Raw genomic sequence first — 13,887 nt, 5'->3', positions numbered from 1 at the left:
CATATGCGGCATTCGGTCAGATGGCGCGAATGAATTCCGTCCAGGTGCCGGGGGCGAGGGCGAGTTGGGGACCCGAGGCGTTCTTGGAGTCACGGATGTGGATGGTGGAGGGGCAGGAGGCCACCTCGACGCAGTCGCCCGAACCGCCGCTGCTGTAGCTGGACTTGTGCCAAGAGAGGGCGACCTCTACGCAGTCGCCGTCGCCGCTGCTGCTGTAGCTGCTCTTGAACCAGGCGAGTTCAGGCGTGCTCATCACGCTCCCAGGGTGCCGATGAACTTCGTCCAAGTGGTGGGGGCGAGGGCGAGTTGGGGGCCCGAGGTGTTCTTGGAGTCGCGGATGTGGATGGTGGAGGGGCAGGCGGCGATCTCCACGCAGTCGCCGGAAGCGCTGCTGCTGTAGCTCGACTTGTGCCAGGCAAGGGCAACTTCGATGCAGTTGTCGCCGGAGCCGCTGCTGTGGCTGCTCTTGAACCAGGCCAGTTCGGAGGTGCTCATAGATCCCCTCGCATCCGTTTCAACAGGCTCAAGGAGTCTTGGATGGTGAGAGCCTGCGAACGCATCCTCGCATACCGGCTTTGGAGAACGCTGACCACTTTCGGGTTGCTGATCAACTGACCTGTTTCTTGGCCTTCGTTGTACGCCAGCCACTTGAGTTTGGAGGTTTCCAGCAAGTGGATGGTGCCCTGCAGCCCGGCGTGCGATTCCTGTACCAGGGGCATGATTTGGATCTCGATGTTCCGTAGGGAAGCGACTTCCAACACGTGGTCGATGAGTCCTCGTGTGACCTCCGCTCCGCCTGTACGCCTGCGGAACAGGTGCTCTTCGAGGATGAAGCTGAACGCGGTATGCGGACGGTCTCGCAGAATCTCCTGGCGCTCGGAGCGGGCGGACCACAACTCCTCGACCTCGGTGTCGTCCAGCGGCGGCAACTGATCGGCGGACAGGGCACGTACGTATGCCTCCGTCTGCAACAGGCCTGGAATCATTCGGCACTCGTAGGTGCAGAGGCTGATGGCGTCCTTCTCTTTGCGCGCCCACTGTCGGAACCAGGACGCCAACCCCGGGCGCCGCTCCAGATGTTCCGCAGCCTTCCGCACCGCGCCGGTATTGCCCAGCGCAGGCTCCGACGCCTCGACGAAGTCATCGTCAGGCATCCGCCTGCCCAACTCCACCGATTCCACCGTGTGTTTGGAATAGCCGACCTGCCGCCCGAACTCCTCCCGGCTCAGCCCCGCGTGCTCGCGTAACGCCTGCAACATCGCCCCGAACGTCCGCAGGCTGTCGGACGCCTCCGGCTCACCGCTGCTGCCCTCGACCATGGGCACCCACCTCCCGCGCACATGGTTACGGAACGTAGCGCGTACTGTCCAGCGGGTGACCCCGTACGCTCGCGCAGCGTACGGGCCCGGAAGCTGGTGAACTGCCCTTCCCGGACGTCACATTGGGCACATGACCACCCAACCCTCCGCCACCGTACACACGTTCAGCCAGCGCCTCAGCCCCACTCCCCGCGGTGCCCGCCTCGCCCGTCACCTCGCCCTGAACCAACTCCACGCCTGGGGCGTCCCGCACGGCAGTGACCCCTCCGACGCCGTCGCCGCGATCGTCGCCGAACTCGCCGCCAACGCCGTCACCCACGGCCGCGTACCCGGACGGGACTTCGAACTACGGCTCTCCCTCGTCACGGGGAGTGTCCGCATCGAGGTCACCGACACCCGCAGCGGCGGACCGCGTCCGCCCGGACCCGGCGCCGTACGACAACCCGAGGCGCTCGCGGATTCCGGGCGTGGGCTCGTGCTCGTGGAGGCGCTCGCCGACCGGTGGGAGGTGGTGGACCGCGAGCCGCCGCCAGGGAAGACCATCCGTGCGGAAGTCGACGTACCACCCTGGTCGTCCCATTTCCAGGAAGCCCCGTCAGTGCGATGATCGACCAGTGGTCATAACCCTCGACGTACTGCTCTTCCTCGCCGCCTTCTTCTGTCTCGCCGTGGGCATCACGGCCGTCGTGTCGCAGCGGGTGCTTCCCTGGTTGGCCGGCCAGGTGATCAGGCCTCGGCTGTGGGGCGCCGGATACACGCTGTTCGGACTCGTCGTCCTGTACCACGCGGTGGTCGCCCTGGTGCGTGTCGACCCGGACATCGAACTGGTGCTGACGGCCGTCACCACGGCGACGGCTCTCGGCGGCCTCGGGATGATGATGTTCGCGCAGCGGGTCGGCAGGGGAGCCCGGCCGCTCACGTAACTCCGGTACTCCGGCCGGAGCCTTCTCCTCACAGGTCGCTGACAAGAACGCTTCAGGTCCGGCATGGACCCTGATCCCCATGCATGGACACCGACCCCACACCCCCGCATCCGAGCGCAGCCGCCGCTGGTTCATGAACAAGGCGCTGCTCGCCGGCGGAGTCGCCGCCATGGCGACCATGACGGGATGCTCCAACGACTCGTCGGACACGGCGAGTTCGTCCTCCGCCGCACAGTCCGGCGCCCCGAGCGGTATGCCCTCGGGCGGGCCCGGAGCCGGTGGGGGTGGTGCCGGTGGCGGCATGGGCCCCGGGGTCTCCCAGGTCAAGTACAAGGATCTCAAGGGCGTCACCACCGACGGTACGGTCGTCGACGACCTGTTCACCATCCACTCGACCGGCGTCTCCACGGACGGACTGGTCAAGGCGGCGCAGGCGTTCCTCGACGGGCTCTCCGCGAAGGAGCGCAAGTCCTGCACCTTCGACATCGACGCCGACGAGTGGACGGCCTGGAGCAACGTCGACGGCTACGCCCGCAAGGGCGTCCGCATGGGCGACCTGACCGAGAAGAAGCGCGACCTCGGATTCGCGCTGCTCGGCGTCGCGCTCTCCGCCGACGGTCTCACCCAGACCCGCAACATCATGAAGCTCAACCAGTTCCTCGGCGACTCCAACGGCGGCAACCAGAAGACCCTGACCGAAGGCCACTACTTCTTCACCTTCATGGGCACCCCGTCGACCACCAAGCCCTGGGGCTTCCAGTACGAGGGCCACCACGTCGCCATCAACTACTTCGTGCTCGGCGACCAGGTCGTGATGACCCCGACCTTCATGGGCTCCGAGCCGACGACGGCCACATACAAGGGCGAGAAGATCAGCCTGTTCCGGCCGGAGACGACGGCAGGCCTCGCGATGATCCGCTCCCTCACCAAGGCCCAGCTCGCCAAGGCGGTCTCCTCGCAGGGCAACGGCAACGAGGACATGAAGGCGGGCGCAGGCTCGGACAACCTCAAGCTCGCCTACGAGGGCCTGCGCGGCTCCGAACTCACCGCCGCACAGCGGAAGAAGCTGCTGGCCGTGGCCCAGGTGTACATCGGCTACATCAACGAGGGGCACGCCGAGGTCAAGATGACCGAGGTCGAGAAGCACCTCGACGACACGTACTTCTACTGGATGGGCGAGACCAAGGACACGTCCGCCTTCTACTACCGCATCCACAGCCCGGTCGTGCTCATCGAGTACGACGCCCAGGCCCCGCTCTTCTACCACGAGGCCTCCTCCGCGAGTCCCAGCGCCGGCGCGAGCGCCAGCCCGAGTGCCAGCCCGAGCGTCAACGGCGGTGGCCCTCCCGGCGGCGGCATGGGCATGGGCGGCGGCACCCCGTCCCAGGAGCACATCCACACCATCATCCGCACCCCCAACGGCGGCGACTACGGCGTGGACCTGCTGAAGCTGCACCTGGACAACGACCACTGACATATGCCCAATTGGGCCTTAAGCGCTATTTAGTCATTATGAATTCCTCATCACCGCGATCTGGCTGATATGAAACCCCTTGGCAGAAAAAGCAAGATCAGGGGTGTTTGTGGGGAAACGATTCGACTCCGGGGCGCGGACCGGGGTGGTGATCGTCGGGGCGGGCCCGGCGGGGCTGGTCCTGGGGAACCTGCTCCTGGACCAGGGCATCGACTGCGTGATCCTGGAACGGCGCGGACGCGAGGCGGTGGAAGGGCGGGCCAGGGCAGGGTTCCTGGCCGCCCACTCCGTCCGCGTACTCGCCCAACACGGCCTGGACGCGGGCCTGCTGGCCGGCGGCCGGACGCACCGCACCTGCCTCTTCCGCAGCGAGCAGGGTGAATTCACCCTTGACTACGGCGAGTTGGGACGCGGCGAGGTCCACACCGTCTACCCCCAGCAGGAGTTGGTACGGGACCTGCTCGCCGAGTACCTCCGACGCGGCGGCGAACTCCGCTTCGGCGCCGAGGCCGAGGAGATCTCCGAGGGCCGGGTGCGGATGCGCGACGGTTCGGAGATCACCGGACGCTACGTCGCCGGGTGCGACGGACACCGGGGAATCGCCCGCGCGACCCTCACCGCACAGGGCACCCGTACCGCCCGCCGGGACCACGGTGTGACCTGGCTGGCGGTGCTCGCCGAGGCCCCGCCCAGCCTCGCCGCCGTCGGATACGCCCTGCACGACCGCGGATTCGCCGGCCACATGGCCCGTACGGCGACCGTCACCCGCTACTACCTCCAGTGTCCGCGCGGCACCGATCCCGCCGACTGGAGCGAGGACCGGATCTGGACCGAGCTGCAAATCCGGCTCAGGACCGCCGAGTTCGGCCCGCTCAAGGACGGCCCCGTGCTGGAGAAGACGGTCGTCGACCTGCGCTCCGACGTCCTCGACAGCCCCGGCGCCGGACGCCTCTGGCTGGCCGGGGACGCCGCCGGACTCATCAGCCCCTCCGCCGCCAAGGGCGCCAACCTCGCCGTACTCCAGGCCGAACGCCTGGCCCAGGCACTGGCGTCGGCGGTGACCCGCGACGACGAGAGCGACCTCGCCCGCTACGCCGCCGACTGCCTGCCCCGCGTCTGGCGGGCCCACGAGTTCTCGCACTGGATGAGCGGCCTGCTGCACGGCCCCGTCACCGAGGACGCCGAGGCCCGCTACGGCCGCGCGCTCCAGTACGCCCGCCTCCACAGCCTGCGCCACTCCCGTACGCACCAGGACTTCTTCGCCGAGAACTACACCGGCATCTGAGCCCGTCTCCCGTCCCCACCCACGATCACCGGGAACCCCCTGATGAACCTCCCCGTCGTACAGGCGCGCCTCGCCGAGGCCGACGTACAACGCATCCGGCGAGCGGCGGCCTACGTCGAGGCCCACGACACGGACACCGTCCTGGCCGAACTGCTCCCGGACCTCACCCCCGCCGAACGGGCCGACGTGGCCCGCCACTTGGTCTTCGACCACACCGCCGTCCTGGTCTTCCCCGACTCCCTCGACGGCCTCTGCGAAGAACTCCGCCGCCTCGGCTTCGAACCCGGCTCCGTCACCCCGAGCGTCGTGGTCCGCGAACGCCTCGCCCGCCGCTACGGCCCCACCCTCGCCGAAACCCCGGTCGCTATCGTGCACGTCACGGCAGGCCCCCGCAGCGTGGAGATCTTCGCGCTCCCCGTTCCCCCGGACTCCCCGCTGGAGGCCGTAGCGGCGGACGAACGCGCCGCCGACCACGAATCCCACCACGCCTTCGCGGTCACCGCCCCCGGCCCGGTGGTCCCCGCAGGCCTACGGCTCCTCCTCCAGGAGCGGGGCGGCGCGGTCCCCGACGGCGGCGGTTACAACGGCCACGAGAACGTCACCGTCCTCTACCACCGCACCCGGACCCACCGCCGCTTCGAACTCCGCCTCCCCGGCCGCCACACCCCGCTCCCCGACCCCACGACCGCACTCCTCGGCGTCATGACGGGAGCCTGGGCCACCCAAGCGGTGGCCACCATGGCCGAGTTGCGCATCGCCGACCACCTGACCGACCACCCCGGCACCGACGCCGACACCCTGGCCCACCTCACGGCCACCCACCCCGAGGCTCTGCGCCGCCTGCTCCGCTACCTGACCTCACTGGGCCTGCTCACCGCGTCCGACGGCACGTACCACCTCACCGCCACGGGCCAACCCCTGCGCACCGGAACGGAGTTCAGCCTCCACCCGCTGGCACGCCTCTACGCGGGCCCGTTCTACGACTCCTTCGCCGGCCTGACCCACTCCGTACGCACCGGCCAGGAAGCCTTCGCCCACCGCTACGGCCAGCACCACTTCCCGTACTTCGCCCAACACCCGGAACTCGGCGACCTGTTCCACCGCGCGATGGCGGCCAGCTCCGAGATGTTCGCCCCGGTGCCGACCCTGATCGACTTCTCGGCCGCACGGCGCGTGGTCGACGTGGGCGGCGGAAACGGCGCCCTACTGGCCCGACTCCTGCGCACCCACGCCCACTTGGAGGGCGTACTCCTGGAACGCCCCGAGGCCCTGGAAGCGGCCCGCCCCCAACTCCCCGAACGCTGCGCCTTCGTAGCGGGCGACTTCACCGAGTCCGTACCGGAGGGCGGCGACATCTACCTGCTGTCCCGAGTCCTCCACGACTGGGACGACGACCGCTGCCTGACCATCCTCGACAACTGCGCCAAGGCAATGCGCCCAGGAGCCCAACTACTGGTGGTGGAACGCCTGTTGCCGACTCCGACGGCGGTGGCGTGGGACATCCACATGCTGTGCAACGTCGGCGGCCAGGAGAGGGACGAGACCCACTACCGCCTCCTACTGGAGAAGACGGGCTTCGAGGTGCGCGGCTGTCACGCGCTGCCGCTCGGAGCCTCGCTGCTGAGCGCCGTTCGCTGCCGTTAGCCCGCCTGCCCCATCCCCGCGGCATTGGGCCAACTCTGTGCATTGGGCCACCCGGTGGCGGGCGCGGGCGCGAGATTCTGCATCCCGTTGGGGCTGGTGGCTCCCCGCACCTGCGCGGCCGTAAGCCCATTGCGAGCCGGAACTCCAGTGGGCGTAGGCCCTTGAGGAGCCGGCGCGGGCGTCCCGTACGGCTGCTGCTGAGGCTGCTGCATGACCGGCATCTGCTGCGACACCTGGGCCAACTGCTCCGGCATCTGCGCAACCGGCTGCATCGGCATCTGCGGAACCTGCGCCGCGGCCACCATCGGCTGGTACTGCGGCTGCTGCTGAGGCTGAGGCTGCGGTACAGGCATGGGCACGGGCTGCGGCTGAGGCACCGCGGCCGCAGGCGCCTGCATGGGTACGGGCACGGGCTGCGGCTGCATCTGCATCTGCGCGACAGCCGCCGGCATCTGAATGCCGGCACCGTTCGTCGCGCCGACAAGGCGATCCACGGCCGCCGTACCCGAGCTGTAGCTGGTCCCTGTGCTCAGCTCGGGTACGGCGGCTCCCCTCCTGGTCCCGTAGAGCACCTGTTCCAGGCCGGACACCAGGCGACGCACGTCCGTCTGGGGGCGCACCACGAGCCGCAGGAAGCGGCTGGACGAACCGATCTTGTTGCCGCACTCGCGGACCAGGATGCGGTGCTCGGTGAGCATCCGGTCCCGGACCACGGTCCCCTCGGCGCCCACGGGAAGGCGTACGAAGAGGAAGTTGCCCTGCGACGGATAGACCGTCAGGCCGGGCAGCGCGGAGAGATGGCTCGCCATGTCGAGCCGGTCGCGGCGCACCTGCTGGAGGCTCTGCGCGTACTCCGCGCCGTGCTCCTTGAGGATGAACACCACGTGTTCGGCGAAGGCGTTGAGGTTCCACTTCGGGAGCATCGAGCGGATGCGCCCGGCGAGCGCGGGGTTGGCGACGAGGTAGCCGAACCGTATGCCGTGCAGGCCGAAGTTCTTGCCGAGGCTGCGCAGGACGACCACGTTCGGGCGGAGCATCGCCTCTTGTACGACGCTGGGTTCGACCTCGGCGTCGGCGAACTCCAGGAACGACTCGTCGATGATGACGAGGTCCAGGTCGGCCATCGCGTCCATGAACTGCACGAGGGCCTGCTTGTGCAGGAAGCCGCCGTCGGGGTTGTTCGGGTTGCAGATGACCGCGACCTTGGTGTTGCGCTTGCGGATGAACTCCGCGTACTGCGCGAGGTCCAGGACGAACCCGTTGGACTCCTGGAGCGGGAACATGTCGACCCGCTTGCCGGTCTCCATGGGCTGGTCGGTCCAGCGGCCGAAGGTGGGGACGGGGATGGCGAGTGACTCGCGGACCATCAAGTGGTCGATCCAGGTGATCAGTTCGGTGGAACCGTTGCCCATCGCGACGCAGCTCGGCGGGAGTTGGAGCAGATTGCACAACTCGGCCGTGATGGTGTCGGCGCTGCTCGGGTAGTACGTGATGATCTCGCGCAGCCGCGCCGCCATCTCGTCGAACATGGCGGGGGTGGGGAAGTACGGGTTGCACGGGATACAGAAGTCCACGGGGCCGGTGCCGTCGCTCTCACGCGCCAGCGCTGCCATCGACGGGCTGTGCGCCGCCGTACTGCGGAACAGCGAGGTGACGTTGGAGTCGGCCAATGGAACCTCCGTATGAAGGCGGGCCCGGCGGGGACGACCGGGCCCGTCGTCTTGGGTGGCCCGCGCGGGGGAGCACGGGCCGCCCTTGAATACGGAGACGGGAGTGGCGCTGTTCAACGGATGTGAAATTAGTGTGAGTTCGGGAACCCCTGACCCGAGCCTTGCGTCCCGTAGTGAATGGTCAGGCGCTGAAGGTGTGGATCGTCGACGTCCTGTACGTCTGACCTGGCCTCAGCACGGTCGTCGGGAAGTTCGCGTGGTTCGGCGAGTCCGGGAAGTGCTGGGTCTCCAGGCACAGGGCGTCGCCCTGGCGGTAGGTGTGGCCGCCGGTGCCGGTCAGGGTGCCGTCGAGGAAGTTGCCGGTGTAGAACTGCAACCCCGGCTGGTCCGTCGCGATCTTCAGGGTGCGGCCGGAGTGCGGGTCGTGCAGGGTCGCGGCGTGCTCGGGCTTCGCGGTGATGCCCTTGTCGAGGGCCCAGTTGTGGTCGAAGCCCTTGGCCTGCACCTGCTGGACGTGGCCGGCCCGGATGTCGCGCCCGATCGGCTTGGTCTTGCGGAAGTCGAAGGGGGTGCCGGAGACCTTGGCGAGTTCGCCCGTGGGGATCAGCCCCGAGTCGGTGGGCGTGTAGCGGGCGGCGGGGATCGTGAGTTGGTGGTTCTCGATGGTGCCGCTGCCCTCGCCGGCGAGGTTCCAGTAGACGTGGCTGGTCAGGTTGAGGACCGTGGCCTTGTCGGTGGTGGCCTCGTAGTCGATGCGCCAGTCGCCGTGCTTGTTGAGCGTGTACGTCACCTTCACTTTGAGGGTGCCGGGGTAGCCCATCTCGCCGTCGATGCTCGTGTAGTGCAGGTGCAGGCCGACGTCGGAGCCGGAGGTGAAGCCCTCGACGTCCCAGATGTGCTTGTCGAAGCCCTGGGTGCCGCCGTGCAGGCTGTTGACCCCGTCGTTGACGGAGAGCTGGTAGCTCTTGCCGTCCAGGGTGAACTGGCCCTTGGCGATGCGGTTTCCGTAGCGGCCGATCAGCGCGCCGAAGTACGGGGTCTTCGCCACGTAGTCGGCGATGTTGTCGAAGCCGAGGGAGACGTTGGCGTACTTGCCGTGCCGGTCCGGGAGTTCGAGGGACTGGACGACCCCGCCCCACGACAGGACCTTGAGCCGGGTGCCGCCGTTCTCCAGGGACCAGCGGTAGACCTTGCTGCCGTCGGCGAGGGTGCCGAAGAGTTCCTTCACGGGCTTCCTGCCTCCGGATGCCGCCTGCGCCGTACCTGTACCGAGGGTGCTCGCGGCGATGCCCGCGGCTGCCGCGCCTGCAATGACCGTGCGTCTGTTCAGTTCCATCGAGCGGCTCCTGCACATGGAAGGGGCCCCGCCGTGCTGTGCGAATGACAGACGTGCGGGGCCCGGGCTGAAGTTACGAACCGGACTTGCGTTTGTTCCACACGTCGAAGCCGACCGCGGTCAGCAGGGCGAGGCCCTTGATGACCTGTTGCCAGTCGGTGCCGACGCTGAGGAGGTTCATGCCGTTGTTCAGCACGCCGAGGACGAGACCGCCGATGATGGCGCCGAGGACGGTGCCGACACCGCCGCTCATGGAGGCGCCGCCGATGAACGAGGAGGCGATGGCCTCCAGTTCGAAGCCGTCGCCCGCCTTCGGCGAGGCCGCGTTGAGGCGGGAGGTGACCACCAGACCCGCCAGGGCCGCGAGCACGCCCATGTTCAGGAACACCTGGAAGGTGACGCGCTTGTCCTTGACACCGGACAGCTTCGCGGCCGGCAGATTGCCGCCGATCGCGTAGATGTGGCGGCCGAAGACGGTGTTGCGCATCACGTAGCCGTAACCGGCCACCAGGACACCGAGGATGATCAGGATGATCGGCGCGCCGTCGTAGCTGGCGAGCAGCAGGGTCAGCCAGAGGATCGCCGCGACGATCGCCACCAGCTTGAGCAGGAACAGCTTGGCGGGCGCCACGTCGAGCGAGAACTCCTGCTGCCGGCGCCGGTCGCGCACCTCCTGCCACACCACCGCGGCGATCATCACGAGGCCCAACAGCAGGGTGATGTTGTGGTAGTTGGTGTTCGGGCCGACCGCCGGCAGGAAGCCGTTGCCGATCTTCTGAAGGCCGCCGGGGAACGGGCCCAGGGTCTGGCCCTGGAGGAGGATCTCCGTGAGGCCGCGGAAGAGCAGCATCCCGGCGAGGGTGACGATGAAGGACGGTATGCCCGCGTAGGCGATCAACAGCCCCTGCACCGAGCCCGCCACCGCGCCCATCAGCAGGCACAGCACCAACGCGACGGGCCACGGCACCTGGTGATTGACCATCAGGACCGCCGCGAAGGCACCCACGAACGCGGTCAGCGAGCCGACCGACAGGTCGATGTGCCCGGCGATGATGACCAGCATCATGCCGATCGCGAGGATCAGGATGTAGCTGTTCTGGAGCACCAGGTTGGAGACGTTGCGCGGCAGCAGCAGGTCCCCGCCGGTCCAGACCTCGAAGAGGATCACGATCAGACCGAGGGCGATCAGCATGCCGTACTGGCGCATGTTGCGCCGCAGACCGTCCAGCACCAGCCGCAACAGGCCACCGCCCGCGCCCGATCCGTCCTTGCCCGGCGGTGCCGCGGCCGGGATCTTGTCGGTGACGTCCGTGCTCATCGCGTTACCTCTTTGTCCTTCGTCATCTGGCGCATCAGCACTTCCTGCGTGGCCTCGGCCCGGGGCACCTCACCGGTCAGCCGGCCCGCCGCCATCGTGTAGATGCGGTCGCACATGCCGAGCAGCTCCGGCAGTTCGGAGGAGATGAAGACCACCGCCTTGCCCTCGGCGGCGAGTTGGTCGATGACCGTGTAGATCTCGTACTTGGCGCCCACGTCGATGCCGCGCGTGGGCTCGTCCAGGATCAGCACCTCGGGACCCGCGAAGATCCACTTGCTGAGGACGACCTTCTGCTGGTTGCCGCCCGACAGCTTGCCCACCGGCTCGAAGACCGTCGGCGCCTTGATGTTCATGGACGTGCGGAACCGCTCGGCGACCTGCCGCTCCTCCTGCTCGTCGACCACACCGCGCTTGGACACCTTGTTCAGGGCGGCCAGCGAGATGTTCCGGTTGATCGTGTCGATGAGGTTCAGGCCGTAGTGCTTACGGTCCTCCGTGACATAGGCGATGCCGTGCCCGACCGCCTCCGCGACGGACTTGGTGCGGATCTCCTGGCCGTCCTTGAGGACCGTGCCACCGGCGTAGCGGCCGTAGGAGCGACCGAAGACGCTCATGGCGAGTTCGGTGCGGCCGGCGCCCATGAGTCCGGCGATGCCGACGATCTCGCCCCTGCGCACATTTATTGACACATCGTCAACTACCTTGCGCTGCTGGTCGATCGGGTGGAACACGGTCCAGTCGCGGATCTCCAGCGCGGGCGCCGCCTCCGACTCGCCCTCGTACGCGGTGCGTTCGGGGAAACGGTGGTCGAGGTCGCGGCCGACCATGCCGGAGATGATCCGCTCCTCGGTCGTCTCCGGCGCCTTCACGTCGAGCGTCTCGATGGAGCGGCCGTCGCGCAGGATCGTCACCGAGTCGGCGACCCTGCGGATCTCGTTCAGCTTGTGCGAGATGATGATCGAGGTGATGCCCTGCTTCTTCAACTCCAGGATGAGATCCAGGAGTTTGCCGCTGTCCTCGTCGTTCAGCGCCGCCGTCGGCTCATCCAGGATGAGCAGCTTCACCTTCTTCGACAGCGCCTTCGCGATCTCCACGAGCTGCTGCTTGCCCACGCCGATGTCGGCGACGCGGGTCTCCGGGTGGTCGCTCAGGCCCACCCGGCGCAGCAGTTCGGTGCCGTGCCGCAGGGTCTCGTTCCAGTTGATGAGCCCGCGCGTGGCGTGCTCGTTGCCGAGGAAGATGTTCTCGGCGATGGAGAGGAACGGCACCAGCGCCAGTTCCTGGTGGATGATGACGATGCCTCGGTGCTCGCTGGCCCGGATGTCGCGGAAGCGGCACTCCTCCCCTTCGAAGAGGATGTCGCCCTCGTAACTGCCGTGCGGATGGACGCCGGAGAGCACCTTCATCAAGGTGGACTTCCCGGCGCCGTTCTCACCGCAGATGGCATGGACCTCGCCCTGACGGACCGTCAGCGTGACGTCCGAGAGCGCTTTGACACCGGGAAAGGTCTTGACGATCGAGCGCATTTCCAGGACGGGTCCCGCCATGGTCGTGCCTTCCAATCAAGTGTGGGGTCGGGTGACGGGCCGCGGAACTACTTGAGTTGCGCGTCCGTGTAGTACCCGCCCTTGACCAGCACGTCCTCGTAGTTGGTCTTGTCCACGCTCACCGGCTGAAGCAGATACGCCGGGACGACCTTGGTGCCGTTGTCGTAGGTCTTGGTGTCGTTGGTCTGCGGCGTCTTCTTGTTGAGGACGTCGTCGATCATCGTGTCCGCGACCTTGGCCAGCTCACGGGTGTCCTTGTAGACGGTCTGCGTCTGCTCACCCGCGATGATCGACTTCACCGACGCCAGCTCGGCATCCTGGCCGGTGATCACCGGCAGCGGCTTGCTGGCCGAGCCGTAGCCGTCCGACTTCAGCGCGGACAGGATGCCGATGGAGATGCCGTCGTAGGGCGAGAGCACCGCGTCGACCCGGCCGCTCTTGTACGAGCCGGTGAGGATGTCCTCCATGCGGTTCTGCGCCTTGGTGCCGTCCCAGCGCAGGGTGGTGACCTTGTTGAGCGCGGTCTGGCCGGACTTGACGACCAGTACCTTCTGGTCGATGTACGGCTGGAGCACGCTCATCGCACCGTTGAAGAAGTACTTGGTGTTGTTGTCGTCGTTCGAGCCGGCGAACAGCTCGATGTTGAACGGGCCCTTCTTGCCGGCGTCCAGACCGAGCTTCTTGACGATGTAAGTGGCCTGGAGGACACCGACCTTGGTGTTGTCGAACGACGCGTAGTAGTCGACGTTCTTCGTGCCGAGGATGAGGCGGTCGTAGGCGATGACCGGGATCTTCGCGGCGGCGGCTTCCTGGAGCACGTTGTTCAGGGACTTGTTGTCGATCGCCGCGATGATCAGGCCCTTGACGCCCTGGGTGATCATGTTCTCGATCTGGGAGACCTGGGTGTCCGGGTCGTCCTCGCCGTAGACCAGCTTGGTCTTGTAGCCCTTGGTCTTGAGGTCCTTGACCATGTTGTCGCCGTCGGAGATCCAGCGCGCGGAGGACTTCGTCGGCATCGCGATGCCGATCGTGCCGCCCTTGGCGCTGCTCTCCTTCTCCTTGCTACCGCCCGAGCCACTCTGGCCACAGGCGGACAGGGACAGCGCGAGGGTGGCGGCGCCGGCTATCAGGGGGAGGGCGCGGCTTCTGCGGATGCGCATGTGAACTGGCCTCATTCTTCTCGTCGTTGAGAGGTGCAGCGAGTGCGTGGGGGGTGGTTCAGGATGCGGGGTGGTGCTGTTGAGTTGTGTCGTGCGGGTCGGTGGGGGCTGGTCGCGCAGTCGACACCTTCGAGACCGGCACCCGGGCCGCCGCCTGGGGCGGTACGACGACCATCGTCGACTTCGCGATCCAGAGCGTCGGCGGAGCCCT

General features: G+C 67.5%; 13 protein-coding genes. 5 read left to right on the top strand and 8 right to left on the bottom strand.

Going from position 1 to position 13,887, the window contains the following annotated elements; all coding sequences use genetic code 11:
• Positions 1 to 16: 16 nt before the first annotated feature.
• From ACWIHT_RS41770 to ACWIHT_RS41760, 3 genes are read right to left on the bottom strand one after another with little or no spacing between them, the layout of a single operon-like run.
• A complete protein-coding gene (locus tag ACWIHT_RS41770; RefSeq protein WP_456173916.1) occupies positions 17 to 253 on the bottom strand; it encodes a DUF397 domain-containing protein in 237 nt (78 codons plus the stop codon).
• Positions 253 to 495, bottom strand: coding sequence for a DUF397 domain-containing protein (locus ACWIHT_RS41765; protein ID WP_456173834.1), 243 nt, complete (start codon positions 493 to 495; stop codon positions 253 to 255). The genes ACWIHT_RS41770 and ACWIHT_RS41765 overlap by 1 nt, the downstream gene beginning before the upstream one ends.
• The gene (locus ACWIHT_RS41760; RefSeq protein WP_456173833.1) at positions 492 to 1,319 is read right to left on the bottom strand and encodes a helix-turn-helix domain-containing protein; all 828 of its coding nucleotides are present in this window, start codon (positions 1,317 to 1,319) and stop codon (positions 492 to 494) included. The genes ACWIHT_RS41765 and ACWIHT_RS41760 overlap by 4 nt, the downstream gene beginning before the upstream one ends.
• 130 nt (positions 1,320 to 1,449) lie before the next feature.
• Here ACWIHT_RS41760 and ACWIHT_RS41755 point away from each other — a divergent pair, with 130 nt between their 5' ends.
• From ACWIHT_RS41755 to ACWIHT_RS41735, 5 genes are all read left to right on the top strand, one after another.
• Positions 1,450 to 1,926, top strand: coding sequence for an ATP-binding protein (locus ACWIHT_RS41755; RefSeq protein ID WP_456173832.1), 477 nt, complete (start codon positions 1,450 to 1,452; stop codon positions 1,924 to 1,926).
• Positions 1,927 to 1,933: 7 nt separating this feature from the next.
• A complete protein-coding gene (locus tag ACWIHT_RS41750) occupies positions 1,934 to 2,242 on the top strand; it encodes a hypothetical protein (protein ID WP_456173831.1) in 309 nt (102 codons plus the stop codon).
• A 79-nt stretch (positions 2,243 to 2,321) separates the two neighbouring features.
• Positions 2,322 to 3,716 (top strand): DUF3500 domain-containing protein, encoded by a 1,395-nt coding sequence (locus ACWIHT_RS41745; RefSeq protein ID WP_456173830.1) that lies wholly within the window; start codon positions 2,322 to 2,324, stop codon positions 3,714 to 3,716.
• A 109-nt stretch (positions 3,717 to 3,825) separates the two neighbouring features.
• A complete protein-coding gene (locus tag ACWIHT_RS41740; protein WP_456173829.1) occupies positions 3,826 to 5,001 on the top strand; it encodes a 4-hydroxybenzoate 3-monooxygenase in 1,176 nt (391 codons plus the stop codon).
• A 42-nt stretch (positions 5,002 to 5,043) separates the two neighbouring features.
• The gene (locus tag ACWIHT_RS41735; protein ID WP_456173828.1) at positions 5,044 to 6,645 is read left to right on the top strand and encodes a methyltransferase; all 1,602 of its coding nucleotides are present in this window, start codon (positions 5,044 to 5,046) and stop codon (positions 6,643 to 6,645) included.
• Here ACWIHT_RS41735 and ACWIHT_RS41730 read toward each other — a convergent pair.
• The 5 genes from ACWIHT_RS41730 to chvE all read right to left on the bottom strand — a co-directional run bounded on the left by ACWIHT_RS41730 (position 6,642) and on the right by chvE (position 13,676).
• Positions 6,642 to 8,315, bottom strand: a complete 1,674-nt coding sequence (locus ACWIHT_RS41730) for an aminotransferase class I/II-fold pyridoxal phosphate-dependent enzyme (protein WP_456173827.1) — start codon at positions 8,313 to 8,315, stop codon at positions 6,642 to 6,644. The two genes, ACWIHT_RS41735 and ACWIHT_RS41730, sit on opposite strands and share 4 nt — an antisense overlap.
• 181 nt (positions 8,316 to 8,496) lie before the next feature.
• The gene (locus ACWIHT_RS41725) at positions 8,497 to 9,651 is read right to left on the bottom strand and encodes an aldose epimerase family protein (protein WP_456173826.1); all 1,155 of its coding nucleotides are present in this window, start codon (positions 9,649 to 9,651) and stop codon (positions 8,497 to 8,499) included.
• 73 nt (positions 9,652 to 9,724) lie between these two features.
• Positions 9,725 to 10,969 carry a multiple monosaccharide ABC transporter permease gene (gene mmsB / locus ACWIHT_RS41720; protein WP_388111924.1) on the bottom strand — a complete coding sequence of 415 codons (1,245 nt, stop codon included), beginning with the start codon at positions 10,967 to 10,969 and terminating at the stop codon, positions 9,725 to 9,727.
• Positions 10,966 to 12,516 carry a multiple monosaccharide ABC transporter ATP-binding protein gene (gene mmsA / locus ACWIHT_RS41715; RefSeq protein ID WP_456173825.1) on the bottom strand — a complete coding sequence of 517 codons (1,551 nt, stop codon included), beginning with the start codon at positions 12,514 to 12,516 and terminating at the stop codon, positions 10,966 to 10,968. The genes mmsB and mmsA overlap by 4 nt, the downstream gene beginning before the upstream one ends.
• Before the next feature lie 47 nt (positions 12,517 to 12,563).
• Positions 12,564 to 13,676, bottom strand: coding sequence for a multiple monosaccharide ABC transporter substrate-binding protein (gene chvE / locus ACWIHT_RS41710; RefSeq protein WP_456173824.1), 1,113 nt, complete (start codon positions 13,674 to 13,676; stop codon positions 12,564 to 12,566).
• Between the last annotated feature and the right edge of the window lie 211 nt (positions 13,677 to 13,887).

This window comes from Streptomyces sp. NPDC002276, assembly GCF_053891435.1.
Note: the sequence above shows the minus strand (reverse complement) of the source record. Positions and strands in the feature narration are given on the sequence as shown.

What these genes read in the sequence shown, in the direction of transcription:
- ACWIHT_RS41770 (WP_456173916.1), bottom strand. Translation starts at nt 253, where the DNA reads ATGAGCACGCCTGAACTCGCCTGGTTCAAGAGCAGCTACAGCAGCAGC.
- ACWIHT_RS41765 (WP_456173834.1), bottom strand. Translation starts at nt 495, where the DNA reads ATGAGCACCTCCGAACTGGCCTGGTTCAAGAGCAGCCACAGCAGCGGC.
- ACWIHT_RS41760 (WP_456173833.1), bottom strand. Translation starts at nt 1,319, where the DNA reads ATGGTCGAGGGCAGCAGCGGTGAGCCGGAGGCGTCCGACAGCCTGCGG.
- ACWIHT_RS41755 (WP_456173832.1), top strand. Translation starts at nt 1,450, where the DNA reads ATGACCACCCAACCCTCCGCCACCGTACACACGTTCAGCCAGCGCCTC.
- ACWIHT_RS41745 (WP_456173830.1), top strand. Translation starts at nt 2,322, where the DNA reads ATGCATGGACACCGACCCCACACCCCCGCATCCGAGCGCAGCCGCCGC.
- ACWIHT_RS41735 (WP_456173828.1), top strand. Translation starts at nt 5,044, where the DNA reads ATGAACCTCCCCGTCGTACAGGCGCGCCTCGCCGAGGCCGACGTACAA.
- ACWIHT_RS41725 (WP_456173826.1), bottom strand. Translation starts at nt 9,651, where the DNA reads ATGGAACTGAACAGACGCACGGTCATTGCAGGCGCGGCAGCCGCGGGC.
- mmsB (WP_388111924.1), bottom strand. Translation starts at nt 10,969, where the DNA reads ATGAGCACGGACGTCACCGACAAGATCCCGGCCGCGGCACCGCCGGGC.
- mmsA (WP_456173825.1), bottom strand. Translation starts at nt 12,516, where the DNA reads ATGGCGGGACCCGTCCTGGAAATGCGCTCGATCGTCAAGACCTTTCCC.
- chvE (WP_456173824.1), bottom strand. Translation starts at nt 13,676, where the DNA reads ATGCGCATCCGCAGAAGCCGCGCCCTCCCCCTGATAGCCGGCGCCGCC.